The organism is Nocardia sp. NPDC051321 (genome assembly GCF_044455225.1).
In the GTDB taxonomy this organism is placed as follows: Bacteria; Actinomycetota; Actinomycetes; order Mycobacteriales; family Mycobacteriaceae; genus Nocardia.
Genome location: NZ_JBITEM010000019.1, coordinates 115,939 through 135,711, shown reverse-complemented (window position 1 = coordinate 135,711; position 19,773 = coordinate 115,939). Strand labels below are relative to the sequence as shown.

The 19,773-nt window shown below is 67.9% G+C and carries 20 protein-coding genes; 5 read left to right on the top strand and 15 right to left on the bottom strand.

Going from position 1 to position 19,773, the window contains the following annotated elements:
- Nucleotides 1–46: 46 nt before the first annotated feature.
- On the bottom strand, nucleotides 47–769 hold the full coding sequence (locus ACIA8C_RS37410) for a GntR family transcriptional regulator (protein ID WP_397143181.1): 723 nt from the start codon (nucleotides 767–769) through the stop codon (nucleotides 47–49).
- A gap of 159 nt (nucleotides 770–928) precedes the next feature.
- Between ACIA8C_RS37410 and ACIA8C_RS37405 the strand changes: the two genes are divergently transcribed.
- Both ACIA8C_RS37405 and ilvA read left to right on the top strand, forming a co-directional pair.
- Complete coding sequence (locus ACIA8C_RS37405; protein WP_397143179.1) at nucleotides 929–2,098, top strand: serine hydrolase domain-containing protein; 1,170 nt, start codon at nucleotides 929–931, stop codon at nucleotides 2,096–2,098.
- Nucleotides 2,099–2,226: 128 nt separating this feature from the next.
- Complete coding sequence (ilvA, locus tag ACIA8C_RS37400) at nucleotides 2,227–3,456, top strand: threonine ammonia-lyase (protein WP_397143177.1); 1,230 nt, start codon at nucleotides 2,227–2,229, stop codon at nucleotides 3,454–3,456.
- Nucleotides 3,457–3,569: 113 nt separating this feature from the next.
- Here the strand turns inward: ilvA and ACIA8C_RS37395 are convergent, their stop codons facing one another.
- The 4 genes from ACIA8C_RS37395 to ACIA8C_RS37380 form a co-directional block, all read right to left on the bottom strand.
- A complete protein-coding gene (locus tag ACIA8C_RS37395) occupies nucleotides 3,570–3,764 on the bottom strand; it encodes a hypothetical protein (protein ID WP_396990127.1) in 195 nt (64 codons plus the stop codon).
- Nucleotides 3,765–3,993: 229 nt separating this feature from the next.
- A complete protein-coding gene (locus tag ACIA8C_RS37390; RefSeq protein ID WP_397143175.1) occupies nucleotides 3,994–4,968 on the bottom strand; it encodes an ABC transporter substrate-binding protein in 975 nt (324 codons plus the stop codon).
- Nucleotides 4,969–5,011: 43 nt separating this feature from the next.
- Nucleotides 5,012–6,067, bottom strand: a complete 1,056-nt coding sequence (locus tag ACIA8C_RS37385; RefSeq protein ID WP_397143173.1) for an ABC transporter permease — start codon at nucleotides 6,065–6,067, stop codon at nucleotides 5,012–5,014.
- A 34-nt stretch (nucleotides 6,068–6,101) separates the two neighbouring features.
- Nucleotides 6,102–6,908, bottom strand: a complete 807-nt coding sequence (locus tag ACIA8C_RS37380; protein ID WP_397143171.1) for an ATP-binding cassette domain-containing protein — start codon at nucleotides 6,906–6,908, stop codon at nucleotides 6,102–6,104.
- Between the two features lie 413 nt (nucleotides 6,909–7,321).
- Here ACIA8C_RS37380 and ACIA8C_RS37375 point away from each other — a divergent pair, with 413 nt between their 5' ends.
- Entirely contained in the window at nucleotides 7,322–7,879 is a 558-nt protein-coding gene (locus tag ACIA8C_RS37375; protein WP_397143169.1) for a Uma2 family endonuclease, read from the top strand.
- A 62-nt stretch (nucleotides 7,880–7,941) separates the two neighbouring features.
- Here the strand turns inward: ACIA8C_RS37375 and ACIA8C_RS37370 are convergent, their stop codons facing one another.
- Complete coding sequence (locus ACIA8C_RS37370) at nucleotides 7,942–8,265, bottom strand: DMT family transporter (RefSeq protein WP_397143167.1); 324 nt, start codon at nucleotides 8,263–8,265, stop codon at nucleotides 7,942–7,944.
- A 131-nt stretch (nucleotides 8,266–8,396) separates the two neighbouring features.
- Between ACIA8C_RS37370 and ACIA8C_RS37365 the strand changes: the two genes are divergently transcribed.
- Entirely contained in the window at nucleotides 8,397–9,068 is a 672-nt protein-coding gene (locus ACIA8C_RS37365; RefSeq protein ID WP_397143165.1) for a hypothetical protein, read from the top strand.
- A 77-nt stretch (nucleotides 9,069–9,145) separates the two neighbouring features.
- On the opposite strand, the gene argH is transcribed toward ACIA8C_RS37365, so the two are convergent.
- From argH to ACIA8C_RS37350, 3 genes are all read right to left on the bottom strand, one after another.
- Entirely contained in the window at nucleotides 9,146–10,567 is a 1,422-nt protein-coding gene (gene argH, locus ACIA8C_RS37360) for an argininosuccinate lyase (protein WP_397143163.1), read from the bottom strand.
- Nucleotides 10,564–11,475 carry an SAM-dependent methyltransferase gene (locus tag ACIA8C_RS37355; RefSeq protein WP_397143161.1) on the bottom strand — a complete coding sequence of 304 codons (912 nt, stop codon included), beginning with the start codon at nucleotides 11,473–11,475 and terminating at the stop codon, nucleotides 10,564–10,566. Before ACIA8C_RS37355 ends, argH begins: the two co-directional genes overlap by 4 nt.
- 266 nt (nucleotides 11,476–11,741) lie before the next feature.
- The gene (locus ACIA8C_RS37350; RefSeq protein WP_397143159.1) at nucleotides 11,742–12,944 is read right to left on the bottom strand and encodes an argininosuccinate synthase; all 1,203 of its coding nucleotides are present in this window, start codon (nucleotides 12,942–12,944) and stop codon (nucleotides 11,742–11,744) included.
- A 256-nt stretch (nucleotides 12,945–13,200) separates the two neighbouring features.
- Between ACIA8C_RS37350 and ACIA8C_RS37345 the strand changes: the two genes are divergently transcribed.
- On the top strand, nucleotides 13,201–13,356 hold the full coding sequence (locus tag ACIA8C_RS37345; protein WP_397143157.1) for a hypothetical protein: 156 nt from the start codon (nucleotides 13,201–13,203) through the stop codon (nucleotides 13,354–13,356).
- A 6-nt stretch (nucleotides 13,357–13,362) separates the two neighbouring features.
- Here ACIA8C_RS37345 and ACIA8C_RS37340 read toward each other — a convergent pair whose 3' ends face one another.
- The 6 genes from ACIA8C_RS37340 to argC all read right to left on the bottom strand — a co-directional run bounded on the left by ACIA8C_RS37340 (nucleotide 13,363) and on the right by argC (nucleotide 19,374).
- Entirely contained in the window at nucleotides 13,363–13,875 is a 513-nt protein-coding gene (locus ACIA8C_RS37340) for an arginine repressor (RefSeq protein ID WP_397143155.1), read from the bottom strand.
- Nucleotides 13,876–13,981: 106 nt separating this feature from the next.
- Nucleotides 13,982–14,938: an ornithine carbamoyltransferase gene (gene argF / locus ACIA8C_RS37335; protein ID WP_397143153.1), complete on the bottom strand. Its 957-nt coding sequence runs from the start codon at nucleotides 14,936–14,938 to the stop codon at nucleotides 13,982–13,984.
- Nucleotides 14,935–16,158, bottom strand: coding sequence for an acetylornithine transaminase (locus ACIA8C_RS37330; protein WP_397143151.1), 1,224 nt, complete (start codon nucleotides 16,156–16,158; stop codon nucleotides 14,935–14,937). The genes argF and ACIA8C_RS37330 overlap by 4 nt, the downstream gene beginning before the upstream one ends.
- Nucleotides 16,155–17,087, bottom strand: coding sequence for an acetylglutamate kinase (argB, locus tag ACIA8C_RS37325; RefSeq protein WP_397143149.1), 933 nt, complete (start codon nucleotides 17,085–17,087; stop codon nucleotides 16,155–16,157). Before argB ends, ACIA8C_RS37330 begins: the two co-directional genes overlap by 4 nt.
- Nucleotides 17,084–18,304, bottom strand: a complete 1,221-nt coding sequence (gene argJ, locus ACIA8C_RS37320) for a bifunctional glutamate N-acetyltransferase/amino-acid acetyltransferase ArgJ (RefSeq protein ID WP_397143147.1) — start codon at nucleotides 18,302–18,304, stop codon at nucleotides 17,084–17,086. The genes argB and argJ overlap by 4 nt, the downstream gene beginning before the upstream one ends.
- Nucleotides 18,301–19,374 (bottom strand): N-acetyl-gamma-glutamyl-phosphate reductase, encoded by a 1,074-nt coding sequence (gene argC / locus ACIA8C_RS37315; protein WP_397143145.1) that lies wholly within the window; start codon nucleotides 19,372–19,374, stop codon nucleotides 18,301–18,303. Before argC ends, argJ begins: the two co-directional genes overlap by 4 nt.
- Nucleotides 19,375–19,773: the final 399 nt, after the last annotated feature.

The window sequence follows — 19,773 nt, the reverse complement described above, 5'->3', positions numbered from 1 at the left end:
CGGTAAGGATTGAGCATTGCCCGCCCATTGCGCCGTTATTTCCCGGCTATTGCGCGGCAGATATATCTTCCGGCGCGAGCAGGCCGGTGTCCGTCGGCAGCGTCGCGATGACAGTTTCCAGCCTGCGGTGATGGCGTTCGGCGATGAGCAGCAGGCGATCGACGTCGCGGGCGAGGAAGGCATCCAACATCAGCGCGTGATCGGTGTGCAGTCGCACCCGGTCGCCCCGGCTGATGTGCACCATCGACTGCACCGGCTCGGTGACGTTCCACGCCGACTCCAGCATGTGCAGCAGCCGGAACATCCGCGACGGCTTGGTCAGCGCGAGATGGAGATTACGGGATTCGCGGTGATAGGCGGCCGGATCGTCGTCGCGGATCGCCTGTTCCAACAGCGCGTTCACCTCGATCAGCGCCGCACGGTCGGCGGCGTTCGCGTGCAATGCGGCCGCGGCCAGTGAGGCGTTCTCCAGGGTCTCCCGCACGATGTACATCTCACGCAGTTCGGCGGCGGTGAGCTGGGCCACCGTGTAGTCGCCGTGCGGTTCGTGGGTGACCAGGCTCTCCCCGATCAGCGTCTTGAGCGCCTCGCGGACCGGGATGTGGCTCACCCCGAACAGCTCGGCCACCTCGCGCAGCGGGATGACGGTGAGTGGCGGCACCGCGCCGTCCAGGATCACCCGGCGCAGTTCGCCGAGGATCACTTGCGGTCGGCCGGGTGCGTCGACAACCAATCTCGCGAGCAGCGCCGAACGTCGTCTCGGGGGCATGCGAAACACGCTAGGCCAGGCGTGTTGCGATTTCGATCAGCTGTGTGACGCTCAGGAAACGTCTTCGGACAGAACCGACCGGTCCCGTGGGAGGGCATTGACCCCGGCATGTGACGTCCGTGTAATTCTGTTCGGACACGTAACGACAGAGAGTTTCCGATGACGGTTTCGGCAGCACAGTTCGTAGATCGCCGGTTCGCGACCCTGGTCGCCGAGTTCGACCGGCTCTTCCGGCGACCCAGCGACGGCGGCGGGGCGCTCGCGGTCTACCTGCACGGCGAACCGGTGGTGGACGTCTGGGCCGGGTACGCGCGGCCGGAGGTGCGATGGGAACGCGACACCGTGGCCATGGCGTATTCGACCGGCAAGGGTGTGGCGAGCACGGTGCTGCACCGGCTCGCCGAGCGCGACCGCGTCGCGTACGACGAGCCCGTCGCGACCTACTGGCCCGAGTTCGGTGCCGCGGGCAAGGAGCGCATCACCGTGCGCGAATTGCTCAGCCACCGAGCGGGTTTGCATCGGCTGCGCGGGCTGCTGCCCGGCCCGTACGACCGATTCTTCGATGACGCGGCGGTCACGGCGGCACTGGCCGCGGCGGCGCCGGATCCGCGACACCTGGTCACCAGCGGCTATCACGGAATCACCTTCGGGCACTTGGTCGCCGAGCTGGTACGGCAGATCACCGGCACCGAGTTCACCGAGGTGCTGCGCACCGAGATCGCCGAACCGCTTGCCGCCGAAGAACTCTGGTTCCGGATGCCGGATAGCGAGCGCCATCGCATCGCGACCAACTTCCCCCGGCTGACGGTCGCGGGCATGAGCTGGGAGAACAGCTCCCGGCTGCTCGGCCGCACCCGGTTCTCGGCCGCCATGGACACCACCCCGGCGGGTTTCGCCGATCTGGTTTCCGATCCGCGCCTGCATGATTCGGTGATGCCCGGCCTCAACGGCGTGTTCTCCGCCCGCTCCCTCGCCCGCGTCTACGGCGCGCTCGCCAACGGCGGCGAACTCGACGGATATCAGCTGTTGCGCCCGGAAACCATCGAGCAGATCACCCGGCGCCAGGTCTTCACCCCGGATTACGTTCTCGCCCTGCGTGTTCCGTGGGCGCTCGGTTACCACGCCGTTCCGATGAAGCCGTCGAAGGCCGATCCGATCTCCGCCTTCGGCCACTTCGGCCTCGGCGGTTCCGGCGCCTTCGCCGATCCGGCCACCGGCATGTCCCTCGGCTTCGTCACCAACCGCCTGGGCGGCCGCCTGACTCCGCTGGGCGACGCCCGCCTGGCCCGCCTCGGCGCGGTAGCCCACAATCTCGCCAAAGCCGCCTGACCCACTCGACCCAAGGCCCCCTTCGGTCGCCAAGACGGGACGAAGGGCGCCTGCGGTCGGGTTGGTCAGTCTGGGGGACGAGACACTCGGGGAGGAATCGTCGGACGTTTTGGTCGCGGAGTGGCAGCATGTGCGGCATGGAGTTGGTCGGGATGGAACGGATCATCGCTGCTGCGGAGTTGCTGGCGCCGGTGATCCGGAAGACGCCGATCGTGGCGTCGCGGGTGCTGTCCGAGCGCGCGGGCGCCGAGGTCTGGTTGAAGTGCGAGAACTTGCAGCGGACCGGGTCGTTCAAGCCGCGCGGTGCCTACAACCGGATCGCTAATCTGCCCGCCGCGGATCGTGCGCGCGGAGTGGTTGCGGCGAGCGCCGGTAACCACGCGCAAGGGGTCGCATGGGCGGCCACCTCGCTTGGCATAACCTCGACGGTTTTCATGCCGGTGGGTGCCTCGCTGCCCAAGCTGGCGGCCACCAAGGCCTACGGCGCCGAGGTGCGGCAGGTCGGTGAGACCATCGAGGACGCGTTGGACGCGGCCATGGAACTCGCCGACCGCACGGGTGCGACGCTGATCCATCCGTTCGATCACCCGGACATCGTGGCCGGGCAGGCGACGGTGGCGCTGGAGATCCTGGAACAGATCCCCGACGTGGGCACGGTGCTGGTGCCGACCGGTGGCGGCGGGCTGCTCGCCGGCATCGCGGTGGCGCTGCATCAGCTGGCACCGCGGGTGCGGGTGATCGGGGTGCAGGCGAAGGAGGCGGCGGCCTGGCCGGGCTCGCTGGCGGCGGGCAAGCCGGTGCGGGTCGGACGGATGTCGACGATGGCCGACGGTATCGCCGTCGGGCAGCCGGGGCAGGTGCCGTTCGCGCATGTGGCCGAGCACGTTTCGACGATGCTGACCGTCGACGAGGACTCCCTGTCCAAGGCGCTGCTGCTGTGCCTGGAGCGGGCCAAGCTGATCGTCGAGCCCGCGGGCGCGGCCGCTGTCGCGGCGTTGATGAGTTGTGCCGCAGCGGATCTCGACCTGAAGGGCCCGGTGTGCGCGGTCCTGTCCGGCGGCAATATCGACCCGCTGCTGCTCACTCGGCTGATCGGCCACGGGCTCAGCGCCGCAGGCCGTTATCTCGCGGTGCGCGTGACGATTTCGGATCGACCGGGCGGCCTGAGCACGCTGCTCGGCGTGGTCGGCAAGACCGGCGCCAGCGTGGTCGATGTTTCGCACGCCCGCACCGGCGCCCGGCTCGCCCTCGACGAGGTCGAGGTCTCGCTCACTTTGGAAACCCGCGGCCCCAATCACCGCGACGACGTCCTGAACGCCCTCGCCAACGCGGAATACGCCGTCCGAGTCGAGGACTGACGACGACCTCGTCGTGGCCGGACCAAGGAACAACTCGGTCCAGCCATGACGAGGCCAGTCGAATACCTTGCCGCACAGGCGCTCTCACGCCCGAGCTGGGTGCATAAACGGCGCTAACTGCCGAAGAACATGAACGGGCTGACGATGGCAGCCATCGGGATCAACGCCATGTCCATGATCGAGCCACCGATCGGAATAGCGATGGCCAGGAAAACGGCCGTCAACATTGCCAGACTGTTGCCCACGATCGATCCAATCATTCCCTCTGCTCCTTCTGTTCGATACTTCCGGTAGCTGTCGAGCTTCACGAATGCTCGAAGTGCCATAAAGCAGTGAACTGGGTAGAGGCCACCTCGCCATCGGAGCGAGATGCATGGGCGACCATCAGGGGGCGCCGCGGATCATGCTAATGCACGGCTAATCCGTTTTGGGCGTTTCCAGAAGTTTGCTGATGACCTCCGGACCGGCTCGGCGCCGGGGTCGCACCCGTGCCGACCGGACGCGGTGGCGTCCGGTCGGCCCCTCATCGGGTGGTTGTCAGCACTTGCGCTTGTAGAAGTACTTCGAGTTGGCGTCCATGTCAGCCTGGGTGATCGCGATCATGTCGGTCTGGATATTGCGGGTGACCGGCTTGCCCTCGATGGCCGCGGCGGCCTGGTCGACACCCTTGGCGCCGATGCCCGCCGGGTCCTGGGCGATCAGTGCTTGCACGGTGCCGGCTTTCAGGTCCTCGACCTGCTTGGGGCTCGCGTCGAAACCGACCAGCTTGACCTGACCGAGCTTGTTCGCGTTGCGCAGGCCGGTAGCGGCGCCCTCGGCCGAACTCAGGTTGGTGGCGAAGATCCCGGCGAGATCGGGGTGCGCGGCCAGCGTCGCGGTGACGATCGACGCCGCCTGGGCCGCCTCGTTGTTGTTGTACTGCACGCCAAGTGAGGTGATGCCGGGGAAGCTCTTCACCGCGTCCTCGAAGCCCTGCGCCCGCGCGTCGGTGGTGGAGGTGCCCGCCTTGGTATTGATCACCAGCACCGGGCCCTTCTCCCCCACCAGCTTCGCCAGGGTCTGCGCCGCGAGGGCGCCGCCCTTCTTGTTGTCCGACGAAATCGAGGACAGCGCAATGGAAGTGTCGTCGAGCGCGGTGTCAACCTCGACGATCTTGATGCCCGCGTCCTTGGCCTGCTTGATCGGATTGGCCATGGCGGTGGCGTGCGTCGGGGCGATCAGGATGCCGCCGGGCTTGTTCGCCACCACACCGGTCAGCACCGGGGTCTGCGAGCCCGCGTCGAACTTGGTTGGCGCCTGCGTGTCCAGCTTGTAGCCGAGCTTCGTGGCTTCGTCCTGTGCGCCGCACTGCATCGAGATGTAGAACGGCTCGTCGGCGACGCCGGGAATCAGCACCAGCTTCTTGCTGTCCGTGCTGCCCGAATTGCTCACCTGCCCACTACAAGACACCAGCAGCGCGCCGACCGACATCATCGCGCCGATCACCACCGCTGTCCGCTTGGCCACCCTCATTGGCTTACCTCCGCCGTATTTGTGTTGTTGCACTATCGAATTCCTACTTCCGGTCACGGGCCCGGCGGCGGAGCTGGTCGAACCAGACCGCCGCGACGAGCACCACGCTCACCGCGATCGGCTGCCAGAACACCGGCACCTGCGCGATGACGAAACCCTTCTTCAGCACCGACGGGATGAACACGCCGATCACGGTGCCGACGATCGAGCCGACACCACCGAAGAGGCTGGTTCCGCCGATCACCACGCCCGCGATGGCATCCAGGTTGTCGGTGGTGTGCCCGCCGATCGTGGTGGTGCCGAAGTAGGCCAGGTTCATGAAGCCCGCCAGACCGGCGAGCACGCCGGTGAGCAGGTACACCGTCACCAGGTGCCGGGTGACCGCGATACCGGACCGGCGGGCGGCTTCCTCATTGGAGCCGATGGCGTAGGTGTAGCGGCCGAACCGGGTGGTGTGCAGCACCCAGGCGGCGAGCACCGTCACCACGGTGGCGACCAGCACCAGGTTCGGTATCCCGCCCAGTGTGGTGCCGAAACCGAGTGTGTCACGCAGATTTTCGGGCACCGTCCGGGTATCGACGCCGCCGGTGATCAGCTGGGCCGCGCCGAGCGCGGCACCGAACGAGCCGAGGGTGACGATCAGCGGCGGAATCTTGGCCTTGGCCACCAGCAATCCGTTGATCAGGCCCCAAAGGCCGCCGCCCGCAATGGAAAGCAGGAAGCCGACGCCGATGATGCCCCAGCCCGCGCCGGTGGCGTCCTGGTCCGGGCTCAGCCACTCCATCGATTTCGCGCCGATCACGCCGGAGAAGATCAGCACCATGCCGACCGACAGGTCGATGCCGGAGGTGATGATCACGAACGTCATCCCCACCGAAAGGACAAGCAGCACCGAGGTTTCGATGAGCAGCGTCTGGAAGGTGAACCGGGTCGGGAACGCGTCGGGCCGCAGCACACTGAACACGATGCACAACGCGACGAGCACCACGCCGATCCACACCGTGCTCGCACCCATCAGTCGCTGCAGGACAGTGCGTTCCGGTAACTCGGCAGCACCGTTGCCGTTCCCGTCCACATCGACGGACTTGACCTCACTCATGCGACATCCTCGCGACCCGTGGGGCACTGGCGTCTCACGCCGCCCCCTCCTGTGACAGCGCGCCGGTCATGGCGCCGACCAATTGCTCGAGCGTGGCCTCGGCGGCGGTGAACCGCGCCACCCGCCTGCCGAGCCGCAGCACTTCGATGCGGTCGGCGACCGCCAAGACCTCCGGCATGTTGTGGCTGATCAGCACCACCGCGATGCCCTCGCCGGCGACGCGCCGGATCACCTCCAGGACCCGCTCGCGTTGCACCACGCCGAGCGCGGCGGTCGGCTCGTCCATGAACACCACCTTGCTGGCCCACATCACCGCCCTGGCCACCGCGACGCTCTGCCGCTGCCCGCCGGACAGCGAGCCGATCGGCACGTCCGAGCTCTGCAGGGTGACGCCGAGGCGCCGGAAGTGTTCGACCGCTTGGGCTCTCATGGCGGTACGGTCCAGCATGCCGAGCTTGCCCGGTAACCCCTTACGCACCAGTTCGCGGCCGAGGAAGAGGTTCGCGGCCGGGTCCAGATCGGGCGCCACCGCGAGATCCTGATACACCGTCTCCACACCGAGTTTGCGCGCGGCCGTCGGCGTATTCAGCACCACCGGCTTGCCGTCCAGCAAAATCCGCCCGGAATCCGGCTGCTCGGCGCCGGAAAGACATTTCACGAGCGTCGATTTACCCGCGCCGTTGTCGCCGATCAACGCGACGACTTCACCGGCGCTCACCGCAAAGTTCGCGCCACGTAACGCCTCGACCCCGCCATAGCGCTTCACCAACCCCTCGGCTTGCAGCACGGCGGCGGAAGCACCTGCGGTATCGGCCGGTTTCGCCGCATCGTCCGAGGTCATCGGCCACATCCGTGCGCGCACAGCTGAGCAAACGTCCAGTCCATCGCCCGATGCTACGTTCGCCCCTCATCTCGTGGGACATATTCGGCAAAATGCGGAGGACGCAACGGATTCCGGTTTTCAGGGCGAGAAAACAATGCACGCAATGCCCACGTTGGCAGGTTCCTCGGGTAGGGCGCGCCAATGCTCCACTTTCAGCGCTGAAAGTCGAGGAGATTCCCGGGAACCAACTGGCTGCGTCGCACGTCAAAGAAAATGCACAACAGTCCTGTCGTCGAGTAGAAGGAGTTGCCAATGGACCGTGGACGCCCGCGACCGGACCCGGGCCCCGGATGAGCCCGCGCACCGCAGCGCGACATCTGCTGGCGGACGACCAGCAGACCGAACCCGCGCCACCCAGTTACCCTGGGGATATGAGCAGCATGGACGCCGATGTGACCCTCGCCGAGTTCGAGGTCCTGGAGCGCGCATCGTCCGAGGAGGTCGACGTCGAGCTGATCAATGGAAGGATCTACGTGGTTCCGGTTCCTGATGGCGAGCATGATGCCTACACCATGCTTATCGGCGACCAGGTTCGCGACCACTGCCCGGAGCTACGCTTGCTGCCCGAACGCGGCCTCCGTATCCCTGCCTACCGGGAGAGCCGCGCCCGCGTCGACGGTGCGGTCGCACCACGCGAATACTTCTTCGACCAGCCGCCATGGTCCGATCCTTCCGGTGTGTTGATGGTCCTCGAAGTGACCTCGGGCCGTACCCGCGACGCGGAGGTCGACCGGGTCGAAAAACGAGATGCCTACGCGCAGGCATCGATACCGGCGTACTTGCTCGTCGACCGGCATCGCGCGGAGGTGAAGATCTACTGGCAGCCCGTGGGCGGCGAGTACCAGCACGTCGCCGCCGCCAAATTCGGCACCTTGCTACGACTGCCCGCTCCGTTCGATTTCGATCTCGACACCACCGAATTCCGCTGAGCCGCACCTGACTCTGGGTGTACCGGTAGATCTGCGTGATCTGCCGGCACGCCCGCTATGTCTCAGTGCTCGCCGCCGAGTTCCAGCGCGAGCACCCCGACGATCACCAGCCCGATGCCGCCGACTTGGACCAAGGTCAGGCGTTCGTCGAGGAACAGCACGCCGATGATCGCGATGGCGGCGACGCCGACGGCGGACCAGATGCCGTAGGCGACGCCGATCTGCATGCCGCGCTTCAAAGCTTGGGAAAGGAACCAAAAGGCGCTGCCGTAGCCGATGACAACGATGATCGACGGGATGACCTTGGTGAAGCCGTCGGAGATCTTGAGTGAGACGGTGGCGGTCACCTCGGACGCGATGGCAATGGCCAGCAGCAACAGGGTCATGGCGGCAGCGTATCGAGTGCCGCAGAATAACGAGGCGGCGTACTGCCGGATGTGCGGTGGGCGGGATGAACTCGGTGATCGTGGCATCCGCGGGATGGCTCGCCGACGCGACGATGGGGAGGGGGGATCGGATGGATTCAGTCGTGCTATCTATCGGCCTGGGTGTGGTGCTGATGGTTGTGCTGCTGATCGTCTTTGCCGCGCTGTCGATTCGTGTCGAGCGGCAACGCCGGAATCGCTTGCAGGCGTGGGGGAGAGCCAACGGATGGAGCTTTACCCAGCATGCCCGCGCGGACTGGACGGCCAGGCTGCCCGGCCGCAACAGAAGTGGTCTCGGGGTGATGCTGACCGGGCAGGCGGGCGGGCAGTGGGTGACCGTGGCGGACTATCACTACAAGACAACGTCCACCAGCTACTCGTCGGACAACAGCAGCACGACATCGACTACCCGGCACCACTACATCGCCGTCGTCGTACAGCTGCACCGACCGTATCCACCGATCGCGGTCGAACCGCGCGGTCCGCTCTCGCAGCTCGGCCGCTCACTGTTCGGCGACAAACCCACCGCGACCGGCAACGCGGCGTTCGACTCTCGCTTCCGCATCCGCACCAGCGACCCCAACTACGCCCGCTGGCTGATCGGTAAGCCGTTGATCGACGCCCACGTGGCCAACATCTCACCGCCCTGGAGCCTCACCGGCCAACACTTGCTCACCTACCGCACGGGCCGACTACACGACCCCGCCATGATTCCGGCCATCGCCGCACCCCTCCTCCACATAGCGAACCTATTCCCCCGCTGAACTAGTCCTCGTGGGCAGTTGAGGTCGCTCACCGTTGACACGGCGGTGTGCGGCCGGGGTGGCTGCGGTGTCGGGGGTCAGCTCAACCAGGTGCGGAGTTGGGCTGTGGTGGTGGCGATTTCGTTGAGTTGGACGGTTACCTGGGTGGCTGCGGTGCCGCCGCGGGCGTTGCGGGAGGCGATGGAGCCTTGGACGGTGAGGACCTCGCGGACCTTGGGGGTGAGGGCCGGGTCGATGGCGGCGAACTCCTCGTCGGTGAGTTCGTCGAGGCCGACGCCGCGGGATTCGGCGGCGCGGACGCAGGCGCCCGCCGCCTCGTGCGCGACGCGGAACGGAACACCCTGGCGGACCAGCCATTCGGCGATGTCGGTGGCGAGAGTGAAACCGGCGGGGGCGAGTTCGGCCATCCGGTCGGTGTGGAAGGTGAGCGTCGAGACCAGGCCCGCGATGGCGGGCAGCAGCAGCTCCAGTTGGGCGACCGAGTCGAACAGCGGTTCCTTGTCCTCCTGCAAGTCTCGGTTGTAGGCCAGTGGCTGCGCCTTCAGGGTGGCCAGCAAACCGGTGAGGTTGCCGATGAGCCTGCCCGCCTTACCGCGGGTGAGTTCGGAGACGTCCGGGTTCTTCTTCTGCGGCATGATCGAGGACCCGGTGGACCAGGCGTCGGCCAGGGTGATGTAGCCGAATTCCGGTGTGCTCCAGAGGATCACCTCTTCGGCCATCCGACTCAGGTCGACGCCGATCATGGCGAGCACGAACGCGGCCTCGGCGGCGAAATCACGCGAGGAGGTGGCGTCGATCGAATTGGCGGCGGACGCATCGAAATCCAGTTCGGCGGCGATCGCCTCGGGATCGAGGCCGAGCGACGAACCGGCCAGCGCGCCGGAACCGTACGGCGACACCGCCGCTCGCTTGTCGAAATCGCGCAGCCGATCGATATCGCGCAGCAGCGGATGCGCGTGCGCGAGCAGGTGATGCGCGAGCAGCACGGGCTGCGCGGCCTGCAGGTGCGTCTTGCCGGGCATCACCGCGTCGGGATGCACGGCCGCCTGCGTCACCAGCGCGTCGACCACGTCGAGCACGCCGACCGCGACCCGGCGCACGCCGTCGCGCAGCCACATCCGAAACAGCGTGGCCACCTGGTCGTTCCGGGAGCGCCCGGCGCGCAGCCGCCCGCCGAGCTCGGTGCCGACCCGGTCGATCAGCCCGCGCTCGAGCGCGCCGTGCACGTCCTCGTCGGAGTCGGCGGGCGCGAACGCGCCCGAATCCACGTCCGCGGCAAGCTGATCCAGTCCGGCGAGCATGTCGGCGAGGTCGCTCTCGGAGAGCAGTCCGGCCTTGTGCAGCACCCGCGCGTGCGCCTTGGACGCGCGAATATCGTATGGCGCCAGGACCCAGTCGAAGTGGGTCGACTTGCTCAGCGCCGCCATCGCCTCGGCCGGTCCGGACGCGAAGCGCCCGCCCCAGAGCGCACCGGTGTTCGTGCTGCCGCTCTGCGTCATGGTGTGCTGTCTCCTCGGGTTGCGGTCATCAGTAGGTGGTCGCGCATTTCCGCGGCGACTTCCTCGGGCACGTCGCGGCCGCGGTCGGTGAGCACGGCGGCTGGATCGGCCCGCACCACCGTCCAGCCTTGTTCGGTGAACCAGTGGACGGGATCGCTGCGGCCCTCGGCCGGATACCACAGCGCGTCGACGTCGAGATCTATGTCGAGCGTGGCGAGCAGTCTGTCGCGGCCGTCTTCCTGTTCTTGCATTGTCGGCGACAGCTGGCCCGGCGTCGTATTGATCGCCACCCGGCTGCCCGGCGCGCTCAGTGCCGCGATGTGCGTCAACAGCCGATCCTGCGCGTCGGCGGGAAGGTAGCGCAGTAACCCCTCGACCAGCCACGCGGTCGGCACGGCGGGATCGAAACCGTTGCCGCGCAAGGCCGCAGGCCAGTCGTCACGCAGGTCGACCGGGACCTCGCGACGGTCGGCGGCGGGTTTGCGGTCGGCGAGCGCGGCGGCCTTGAACTGCAACACCTTCGGCTGATCCAGCTCGAACACCGTTGTGCCCGCAGGCCAGTCGAGCCGATATGCCCTCGCGTCGAGTCCGGCGGCCACGATGATGATCTGCCGGAGGCCCGCGGCGGCCGCTGCCTCGAGATAGTCGTCGAAGTAGCAGGTGCGGGCCACCAGGAGGTCGCCGAGCACACCATAGGAGCGCACCGTCGATTGGTCGATTCGGCCGACATCGCCCTGGCTCAACCGGGTCCAGGAAGCCGAACCGACCGCGCTCACCAGTAGCTCGGCGTACGGGTCATGGAACAGCGCGTCGGTGCGGCGGGATTCGCCCGCGCGCAGCGCAGCGACACCGAGTGCCGTCGCGCCGACGCTGCTTACGATGTCCCAGCTGTCGTCCTCGGTCCGCATCGTCGCTCCCTTCGAGTCGAGCCGACGCATCGGCCGACTTCGAGACTACGACCACCCCGGCAACGGCGGTCGCGCCGATCGGTAGAGCGCCGACCAACGCAGTGCCGGTCACCTGCCATCGGGGACGCCAGTCCGCAGCGCGTCGAGCACTCACCCACAGCAGGCCAACCTCCTCGCGACCAGTCCCGCGGCCCGCCGCACAACCACTCACTGTGCTCGCCGCGGCCCGCGAGAGTCCGATCACTCGCCTTGGCCGAGCGGCGTGACTACTTCTGGTTCAGGTCCCGCCGCGCGGCGACCTTGGAGGACAGCCCGTGGATCTGCACGAAGCCCTTGGCCAGCGACTGGTCGAAGGTGTCGCCCTCGTCGTAGGTGGCCAGGTTGAAGTCGTAGAGCGACTGCTCCGAGCGCCGTCCGTTGACGACCGCGTTGCCGCCGTGCAGCACCATCCGGATGTCGCCGGAGACGTGCTCCTGGGTTTCGCCGACGAACGCGTCCAGCGCGCGCTTGAGCGGGGAGAACCACAGGCCGTCGTAGACCAGCTCGCCCCAGCGCTGCTCGACCTGCCGCTTGTACCGGCCGAGCTCGCGCTCGACGGTGACGGCCTCGAGCTCCTGGTGCGCGGTGATCAGCGCGATGGCGCCGGGCGCCTCGTAGATCTCCCGGCTCTTGATGCCGACGAGCCGGTCCTCGACCATGTCGAGACGGCCGACGCCCTGGCGGCCCGCCCGGTGGTTCAGCTCGACGATGGCCTCGAGCACGCTGACGGCGCGGCCGTCGATGGCGACCGGGATGCCCTTCTCGAAGGTGATGATGAGCTCGTCGGGTGCCTCGAAGTTGACCGTCGCGTCGGCGGTGTAGTCGTAGACGTCCTTGGTCGGCGCGTTCCAGAGGTCCTCGAGGAAGCCGGTTTCCACCGCGCGGCCCCACACGTTCTGGTCGATCGAGAACGGGGACTTCTTGGTCACGTTGATCGGCAGCGCGTTCTCCTCGGCGAAGGCGATGGCCTTCTCCCTGGTCCACGCGTAGTCCCGGACCGGGGCGATCACGTTCAGGTCCGGCGCGAGCGCGCCGATGCCGACCTCGAAGCGCACCTGGTCGTTGCCCTTGCCGGTGCAGCCGTGCGCGACGGTGCTTGCCCCGTGGAACTTGGCGGCCTCGACGAGGTGCTTGACGATGAGCGGGCGGCTGATCGCCGACACCAGCGGGTAGCGGCCCATGTACATGGCGTTCGCCTGGATGGTCGGCAGGCAGTAGTCGTTGGCGAACTCGTCGCGCGCGTCCACCACGATGGCCTCGACCGCGCCGCAGTCCAGCGCTCGCTGGCGCACCACGTTCATGTCCTCGCCGCCCTGGCCGAGGTCGATGGCCACGGCCACCACCTCGGAACCGGTCTCCTTGGCAATCCAGCTGATCGCCACGGAGGTGTCCAGCCCACCTGAGTAGGCGAGTACGACGCGTTCGGACATGGTCTGTGTGCTCCTCGGTTTCGATGCTTGTGTTCGAAAGTACGGACCGGCTTCCCGCCGCAGCGGCCCGCACGTCCTGCAAATGATTATGCATGATGATGCAAGCCCATTCACAACGGGGGTCCGGTGCACTCCCCCGCTGCCTCGGATAGTTCGCGAAAGTCACTGCCCATCAAGCGAATTACCCCTTGGCGAGCCCTGCCCCGTGTGCGACCCTGAAGAACGGAATCTTCGAGCGGGTAGAAGGACGGACGCAATGCTGCACCTCATCGCGCAAGAATTCAGCACCCTCGGCAACGATGTCCTCAACATCGGACGGGCCGTCGTCGACCTCGTCCAGGACATCATCAACGCGGGCACGCCGGGCAAGGGGCCAGGTGGCGGCGGCAACGGCCAGTACCCGTTCGGCTGACCGCGGTCAGGCGATCTCCTCGATCTTCGCCGCCAGTTCCGCCCCGGTCAGTGGCTCACGGGCGATGACGGCGATGGTGTCGTCGCCCGCGATGGTGCCGACGATGTACGGCAGCGCCGCGCGATCCAGCGCGCTGGCCAGGTAATGCGCGGCACCGGGTGGGGTGCGCAAAACCGCGATGTTGCCGCTGTGGTCGGTGGAGACCAGCAGATCGCCGAGCAGCTTCGCGAGGCGATCGGTGCCGCCGATGACGCCCCGGATGGGATTGCCGTCCTCGGGGACCACGTAGACGCCCGCGCCACCGTCGGCGGCGCGCAGTTTCACCGCGCCGAGTTCGTCGAGGTCACGCGAGAGGGTGGCCTGGGTGGTCTCGATGCCCTCGGCGGAGAGCAGCGCCGCCAGCTCGGTCTGGCTGCGTACCGCGTGCGCGGTCAGCAGTTCGACGATGCGGGACTGGCGCCCGGCCCTGGTGCGGGCGATCTCCGGGCCCGTCTTACCCGGTTCCGGCGCGACACTCACGACCGCACCTCGATGCCCGATCGCCGACCGTCCGCCACCTCGCCGGCACTCGGCTCCGTCGTGCGCGAACGCACGCCGTGTCCCCGGCTCGCTCGCGGGTACTCGCTCATGCCGCACCGTCACTTCGCTTGGCCAGCAACCATACAAGCAGCGCCTTCTGCGCGTGCAGCCGATTCTCCGCCTCGTCCCACACCACGCTGTGCGGACCGTCGAGCACCTCGTCGGTGACCTCCTCGCCGCGATGGGCAGGTAGGCAGTGCAGCACAATGGCATCCGGCTGCGCCCGGGCGAGCAGGTCGCTGTTCACCTGGAACGGGCGGAACGGCCCGACGCGGTCCAGACCGTCGTTCTCCTGGCCCATCGAGGTCCAGGCGTCGGTCACCAGCGCGTCGGCGCCGTCGGCCGCCGCGACCGGGTCGCCGGTCAGCGTGATGGTGGCGCCGGTCTCGGCGGCCCGCTTGCGCGCGGCCTCCAGGATCCACGGCAACGGCTCGAAACCCGTTGGCGCGGCAATGGTTACGTTCAGTCCGGCGGTGACGCCACCCAGCAGCAGAGAGTGCGCCATGTTGTTCGCGCCGTCGCCGAAGTAGGTGAGGTTGCGGCCCGCGAGGCTGCCCTTGCGCTCGGCGAGGGTCTGCAAGTCGGCGAGCACCTGGCACGGGTGGAACTCGTTGGACAGCGCGTTCACCACGGGAACCGTTGCGGTCGCGGCCATTTCGTCGAGCCGCGACTGCTCGAAGGTGCGCCACACGATCGCGTCCACGTAGCGCGAGAGCACCGTGCCGGTGTCACCGAGGGTTTCCTCCCGGCCGAGCTGGGTGTCGCGCCCGTCCACCACCACCGCGTGCCCGCCGAGCTGGGCGATGCCCACCTCGAAGGAGAACCGGGTGCGGGTGGAGTTCTTCTCGAAGATCACCCCGACGCCGCGTGGGCCTTCCAGCGGCCGCTGGGAGAACGGCGCGTGCTTGAGTTCGGCCGCGAGGGTGAGGATTTCGGCCTGCTCGGCCGGGCTCACATCGTCGTCACGGAGGAAGTGCCGTACCGCGTGCTGTGCTGAAGTCATTGCGCCGCAGCCTCCTTCGCATCTTGGGTCGCCGCGTCCAGGATTTCCGGCAGGTCGGCGACGAAATTGTCGGCCTGGGTCTCGGTGAGGATCAGCGGCGGCGCGAGCCGAATCACGTTGGGCTTGGCCGGGTTCACCAGATATCCGGCCGCCCTGGCGCGTGCCTCGACGTGGGCGGAGACGTCGTCGGTGAGCACGATGCCGAGCAGCAGCCCCGCGCCACGCACGTGCGCGACCAGCGGATGCTCCAGCAGTTCGATGCCGTCGACGAGCCGCTTGCCGACCGACTCCACATGCGCGAGCAGGTCTTGTTCGTCGATGGTGCGCAGCACCGCGAGTGCGGCCGCCGCGCAGACCGGATTGCCGCCGAAGGTGGTGCCGTGCAAGCCCGGCGTGAGCAACTCGGCGGCCGGGCCGGTGGCCAGCACCGCGCCGATCGGCAGCCCGCCGCCGAGTCCCTTGGCGAGGGTGATCACGTCGGGCACGATGCCAACGGCCTGATGCGCGTAGAACTTTCCGGTCCGGCCGATGCCGGTCTGCACCTCGTCGAGGATCAGCAGCGCGCCGTGCCTGCTGGTGATCTCGCGGGCCTTGGCCAGGTAATCGATCGGCGGAACGACGACGCCGCTCTCCCCCATCATCGGCTCCAGGAACACCGCGGCGGTGTCCGCGTCGACGACGGCCGCCAGCGCCGCGGCGTCACCGTAGGGCACGTGCACGACACCGGCGGGCATCGGCTCGAACGGTGTCCGCTTGGCCGCCTGCCCGGTGAGTGCGAGCGCGCCCATGGTCCGGCCGTGGAACGCCTCCTCGCACGCGATGATCTTGCGCCGCCCGGTCAACCTGGCGATCTTGAATGCCGCCTCGTTGGCCTCGGTGCCCGAGTTGCAGAAGAAGGCGCGGCCGCTGTGTCCCGATTCCGAGGAACCGTCGCCGAAGTGCGCGAGCAACCGCTCGGCCAATTCGACAACCGGTTCGTTCACATAGAGATTCGAGGTGTGCCCGAGCGTGCCGAGCTGCTCGGTGACCGCGGCCAGGATGGCCGGGTGCGCATGACCGAGGCTGTTGACCGCGATGCCGCCGAGGAAGTCGACATAGCGGTTGCCGTCGGCGTCGTAGACCACCGCGCCCGCCCCGCGCACCAGCGCGAGCTTCGGGGTGCCGTAGTTGTTCATCATCGCGGCGGTCCACCGCGTCTGGAGGTCTTGATCTGTGCTCATTTTTTCGTTCCGTCCAGCGAGCCGACCCCATTCGAGGACGGGGCGAGCGTCACCATCGTTCCGATTCCTTCTCCGGTGAACAGTTCCAGCAGCATGGCGTGCGGGACGCGACCGTCGATGACGTGCGCGCTCGGCACCCCGCCCTGCACAGCGCGCAGGCAGGCTTCCATCTTCGGCACCATGCCCGCGTCCAGGCGCGGCAGCAACTCCGCGAGCGCGGCCGTATCGATGCGGGTGATCAGCGAGTTGCGGTCGGGCCAGTCGGTGTAGAGGCCCTCGACGTCGGTCAGCACCACCAGCTTCTCGGCGCCGATGCCCTTGGCCAGCGCGGCCGCGGCGGTGTCGGCGTTGATGTTGTGCACCACGCCGTCCGCGTCCGGCGCGATGGTGGAGACCACCGGGATGCGGCCCGCGCGGATGAGGTCGAGCACCGCGTCCGGGTTGACCGAGGTGACGTCACCGACCAGGCCGATGTCGGTCGGTACGCCGTCGACCTCGACGGTGCGCCGGGTCGCGGTGAACAGATTCGCGTCTTCGCCCGAGATGCCGACCGCGTACGGGCCGTGCGCGTTGATCAGGCCAACCAGCTCGCGCCCGACCTGACCGAACAGCACCATCCGCACGACCTCCATCACCTCCGGGGTGGTTACCCGGAAGCCGCCACGGAATTCGCCCTCCAGCCCAAGCTTTTTCAACATCGCGCTGATCTGCGGGCCGCCGCCGTGCACCACCACCGGGTGCACGCCGACGGTGCGCAGGAAGGCCATGTCGGCGGCGAAGGCCCGCTCGAGTTCCGGGTCGACCATCGCGTTGCCGCCGAACTTCACGACGACGATCTTGTCCCGGAACTTCTGCAGCCAGGGCAGCGCGTCGGCCAGGACGTGCGCCTTGCCAAGCGCCGAAAGGTCCTCGTGGAGTTGGCCCGTCATGAGCTGTAGGCCGAATTCTCTTCGACATAGCCGTGCGAGAGGTCGGTGGTGCGGATGGTGGCCTGCGCGTCACCGACATTCAGGTCGATGCGGACCTCGATATCCATCCCGGACAGGTCGACGTCGCGGGCGCCAGGCGCGCCGACACCGTCGATACAGACCGGATTTCCGTTGAACGACACCGAGATCCGGTTCGGGTCGAGGGTGATCGGTGCCATGCCGACCGCGGCGAGCACCCGGCCCCAGTTCGGGTCGGAGCCGAAAAGCGCTGTCTTGACCAGACTGTCGCGGGCGACGGTGCGGGCGGCGGCCACCGCCTCGTCCTCGCTGACCGCGCTCGCGACCGTAACCAGCACCCGCTTGGTGACGCCCTCGGCATCGCCCATCAGCTGGGTGGACAGGTCGTCGCAGACCGCGTGGACGGCGGCGTCGAGGTCGGCCTGGCTCGGGGTGACCTCGCTGGCACCGTTGGCCAGCAGCAGCACGGTGTCGTTGGTGGAGCAGGACCCGTCGACGTCGAGCCGGTCGAAGGTGCGCGCGGTCGCGTTGCGCAACGCCTCGTCCAGCTGGTCGGCGGTGACGGCGGCGTCGGTGGTCAGCACCACCAGCATGGTGGCCAGCGAGGGGGCGAGCATGCCCGCGCCCTTGGCCATGCCGCCGACGTTCCACTTGTCCCGATGATGGAAGGCGGCTTCCTTCGGCACGGTGTCGGTGGTCATGATGGCGTGCGCCGCGTCGAGGCCGCCGGACAGGCCGCCGCCCATCTCGTGCACGATCTCGGTGATCGCGGGCAACAGCTTGTCCATCGGCAGCCGGTCGCCGATCAAGCCGGTGGAGCACACGGCGATCTCGCCGGCGCCGGTCTCGGAGCCCCAATTGCTCAGTGCGGCAGCGAGTTCCTCGGCGGTCTTGTGCGTGTCCTGGAAGCCGCCCGGCCCGGTGCACGCGTTGGCGCCGCCGGAATTGAGGATCACCGCGCGCAAGCGGCCGCCGGACAGCACCTGCTGGGACCACAGCACGGGGGCGGCCTTCACCTTGTTGCGGGTGAAAACGCCCGCCGCGGCGTATTCCGGGCCCTCATTGAAAACCAGTGCCAGGTCCGGCTTTCCGCTCGCCTTGATGCCTGCCGCGATACCGGCCGCGCGGAAGCCGAGCGGCCCCGTCACGCCCTGGTTGCGCACCAGCTTGCCGGTCGATGTCGCGGCGGATGTCGTCACGGTGCCACTCCTACGGTGGAAAGTCCTGCGGTCTCGTCGAATCCGACGGCCAGGTTCATGGATTGCACCGCGGCGCCCGCGGTGCCCTTGGTCAAGTTGTCGATCGCGCCGATCACCACGAGCAAGCCCGCGTCGGCATCCACCGCCACCTGCAGGGTGACGGCGTTGGAGCCGAGTACCGAACCGGTCTGCGGCAAGACACCTTCCGGCAGCAGGTGCACGAAAGGTTCGTCCCCATAGGCTTTTTCGTAGACGGCGCGGGCCTGCGCGACCTCAACCGCGGTCGGCGCGGTGCAGGTCGCCAGGATGCCGCGCGGCATCGGCGCGAGCACCGGCGTGAACGACACGGCGACGTCGATACCGGCTGCCGCGGACAGGTTCTGGGTGATCTCCGGGGTGTGCCGGTGCGCGCCCGCGATGCCGTAGGCCCGCGCCGAACCCATCACCTCGGAGCCGAGCAGCCCGACATCGAGCTTGCGTCCGGCGCCCGAGGTTCCGCTCACCGCGACGACATTCACCCTCGGCTCGATGATCCCCGCCGCGACGGCGGGTGCGAGCGCGAGGCTGGCCACCGTCGGATAGCAGCCTGGCACCGCGATCCGGCTCGCGCCGCGCAGTTTCTCGCGGCCACCGGGCAGCTCGGGCAGGCCATAGGGCCAGCTGCCCGCGTGCTCGCTGCCGTAGTACTTCTCCCACGCCCGCGCGTCGGTGAGCCGGAAATCGGCCCCGCAATCGATGATCACCGTCGACGCGGGCAGCTGCTCCGCGATGGCCGCGGACTGTCCGTGCGGCAGCCCGAGGAACACCACATCGTGCCCCGCCAGCTCGTCGACGCTGGTCGGCACGAGCAGGCGATCGGCAAGCGGCAGCAAATGCGGCTGCAGCGCCCCGAGCGGGCTCCCGGCGTTCGCGCCCGCCGTCAACGCCCCGATCTGCAGGCGCCCGGCTCGATACGCCGGATGCCCAAGCAGCAGCCGCAACACTTCCCCGCCCGCGTACCCACTCGCCCCGGCCACCGCGACCCGCAACGCGGGCGCGCCTGGCTCCGGCGCGTGCACCGAATCAACCATGTGATGATTATGCACGACTATGCAATCTCATTCACGAGGTGGGGTCTCGAGCCAGCCCTCGCTGGTCGCTCAGGCCAGGTCACGCATCCGTTCGCTATAGGACCCGGGTACCCGCAGCCGTCGGCGAGGTCGTGGACGCTCAGCGCGAAGCCGCCAGGACAGGGTGACCGTCGCACGCCCCCCTCTGGCGCTGCCACGTTTCGAGATCAGCTAACCCGACGATGGCGCATTTGCTCACCGACTGCCCCAATGGCCTTCGTCAACCAACACCGCCGACGACTGGGGAACCGTCGCATGCACGAGTTGTTAGCATGATCGCCGGGAGCAATCCCATTGAACCAGTGGGCATTTCGGACCCCCATGCGAACTGGCCCACAGCGTAGGAACGACCCCGCCATT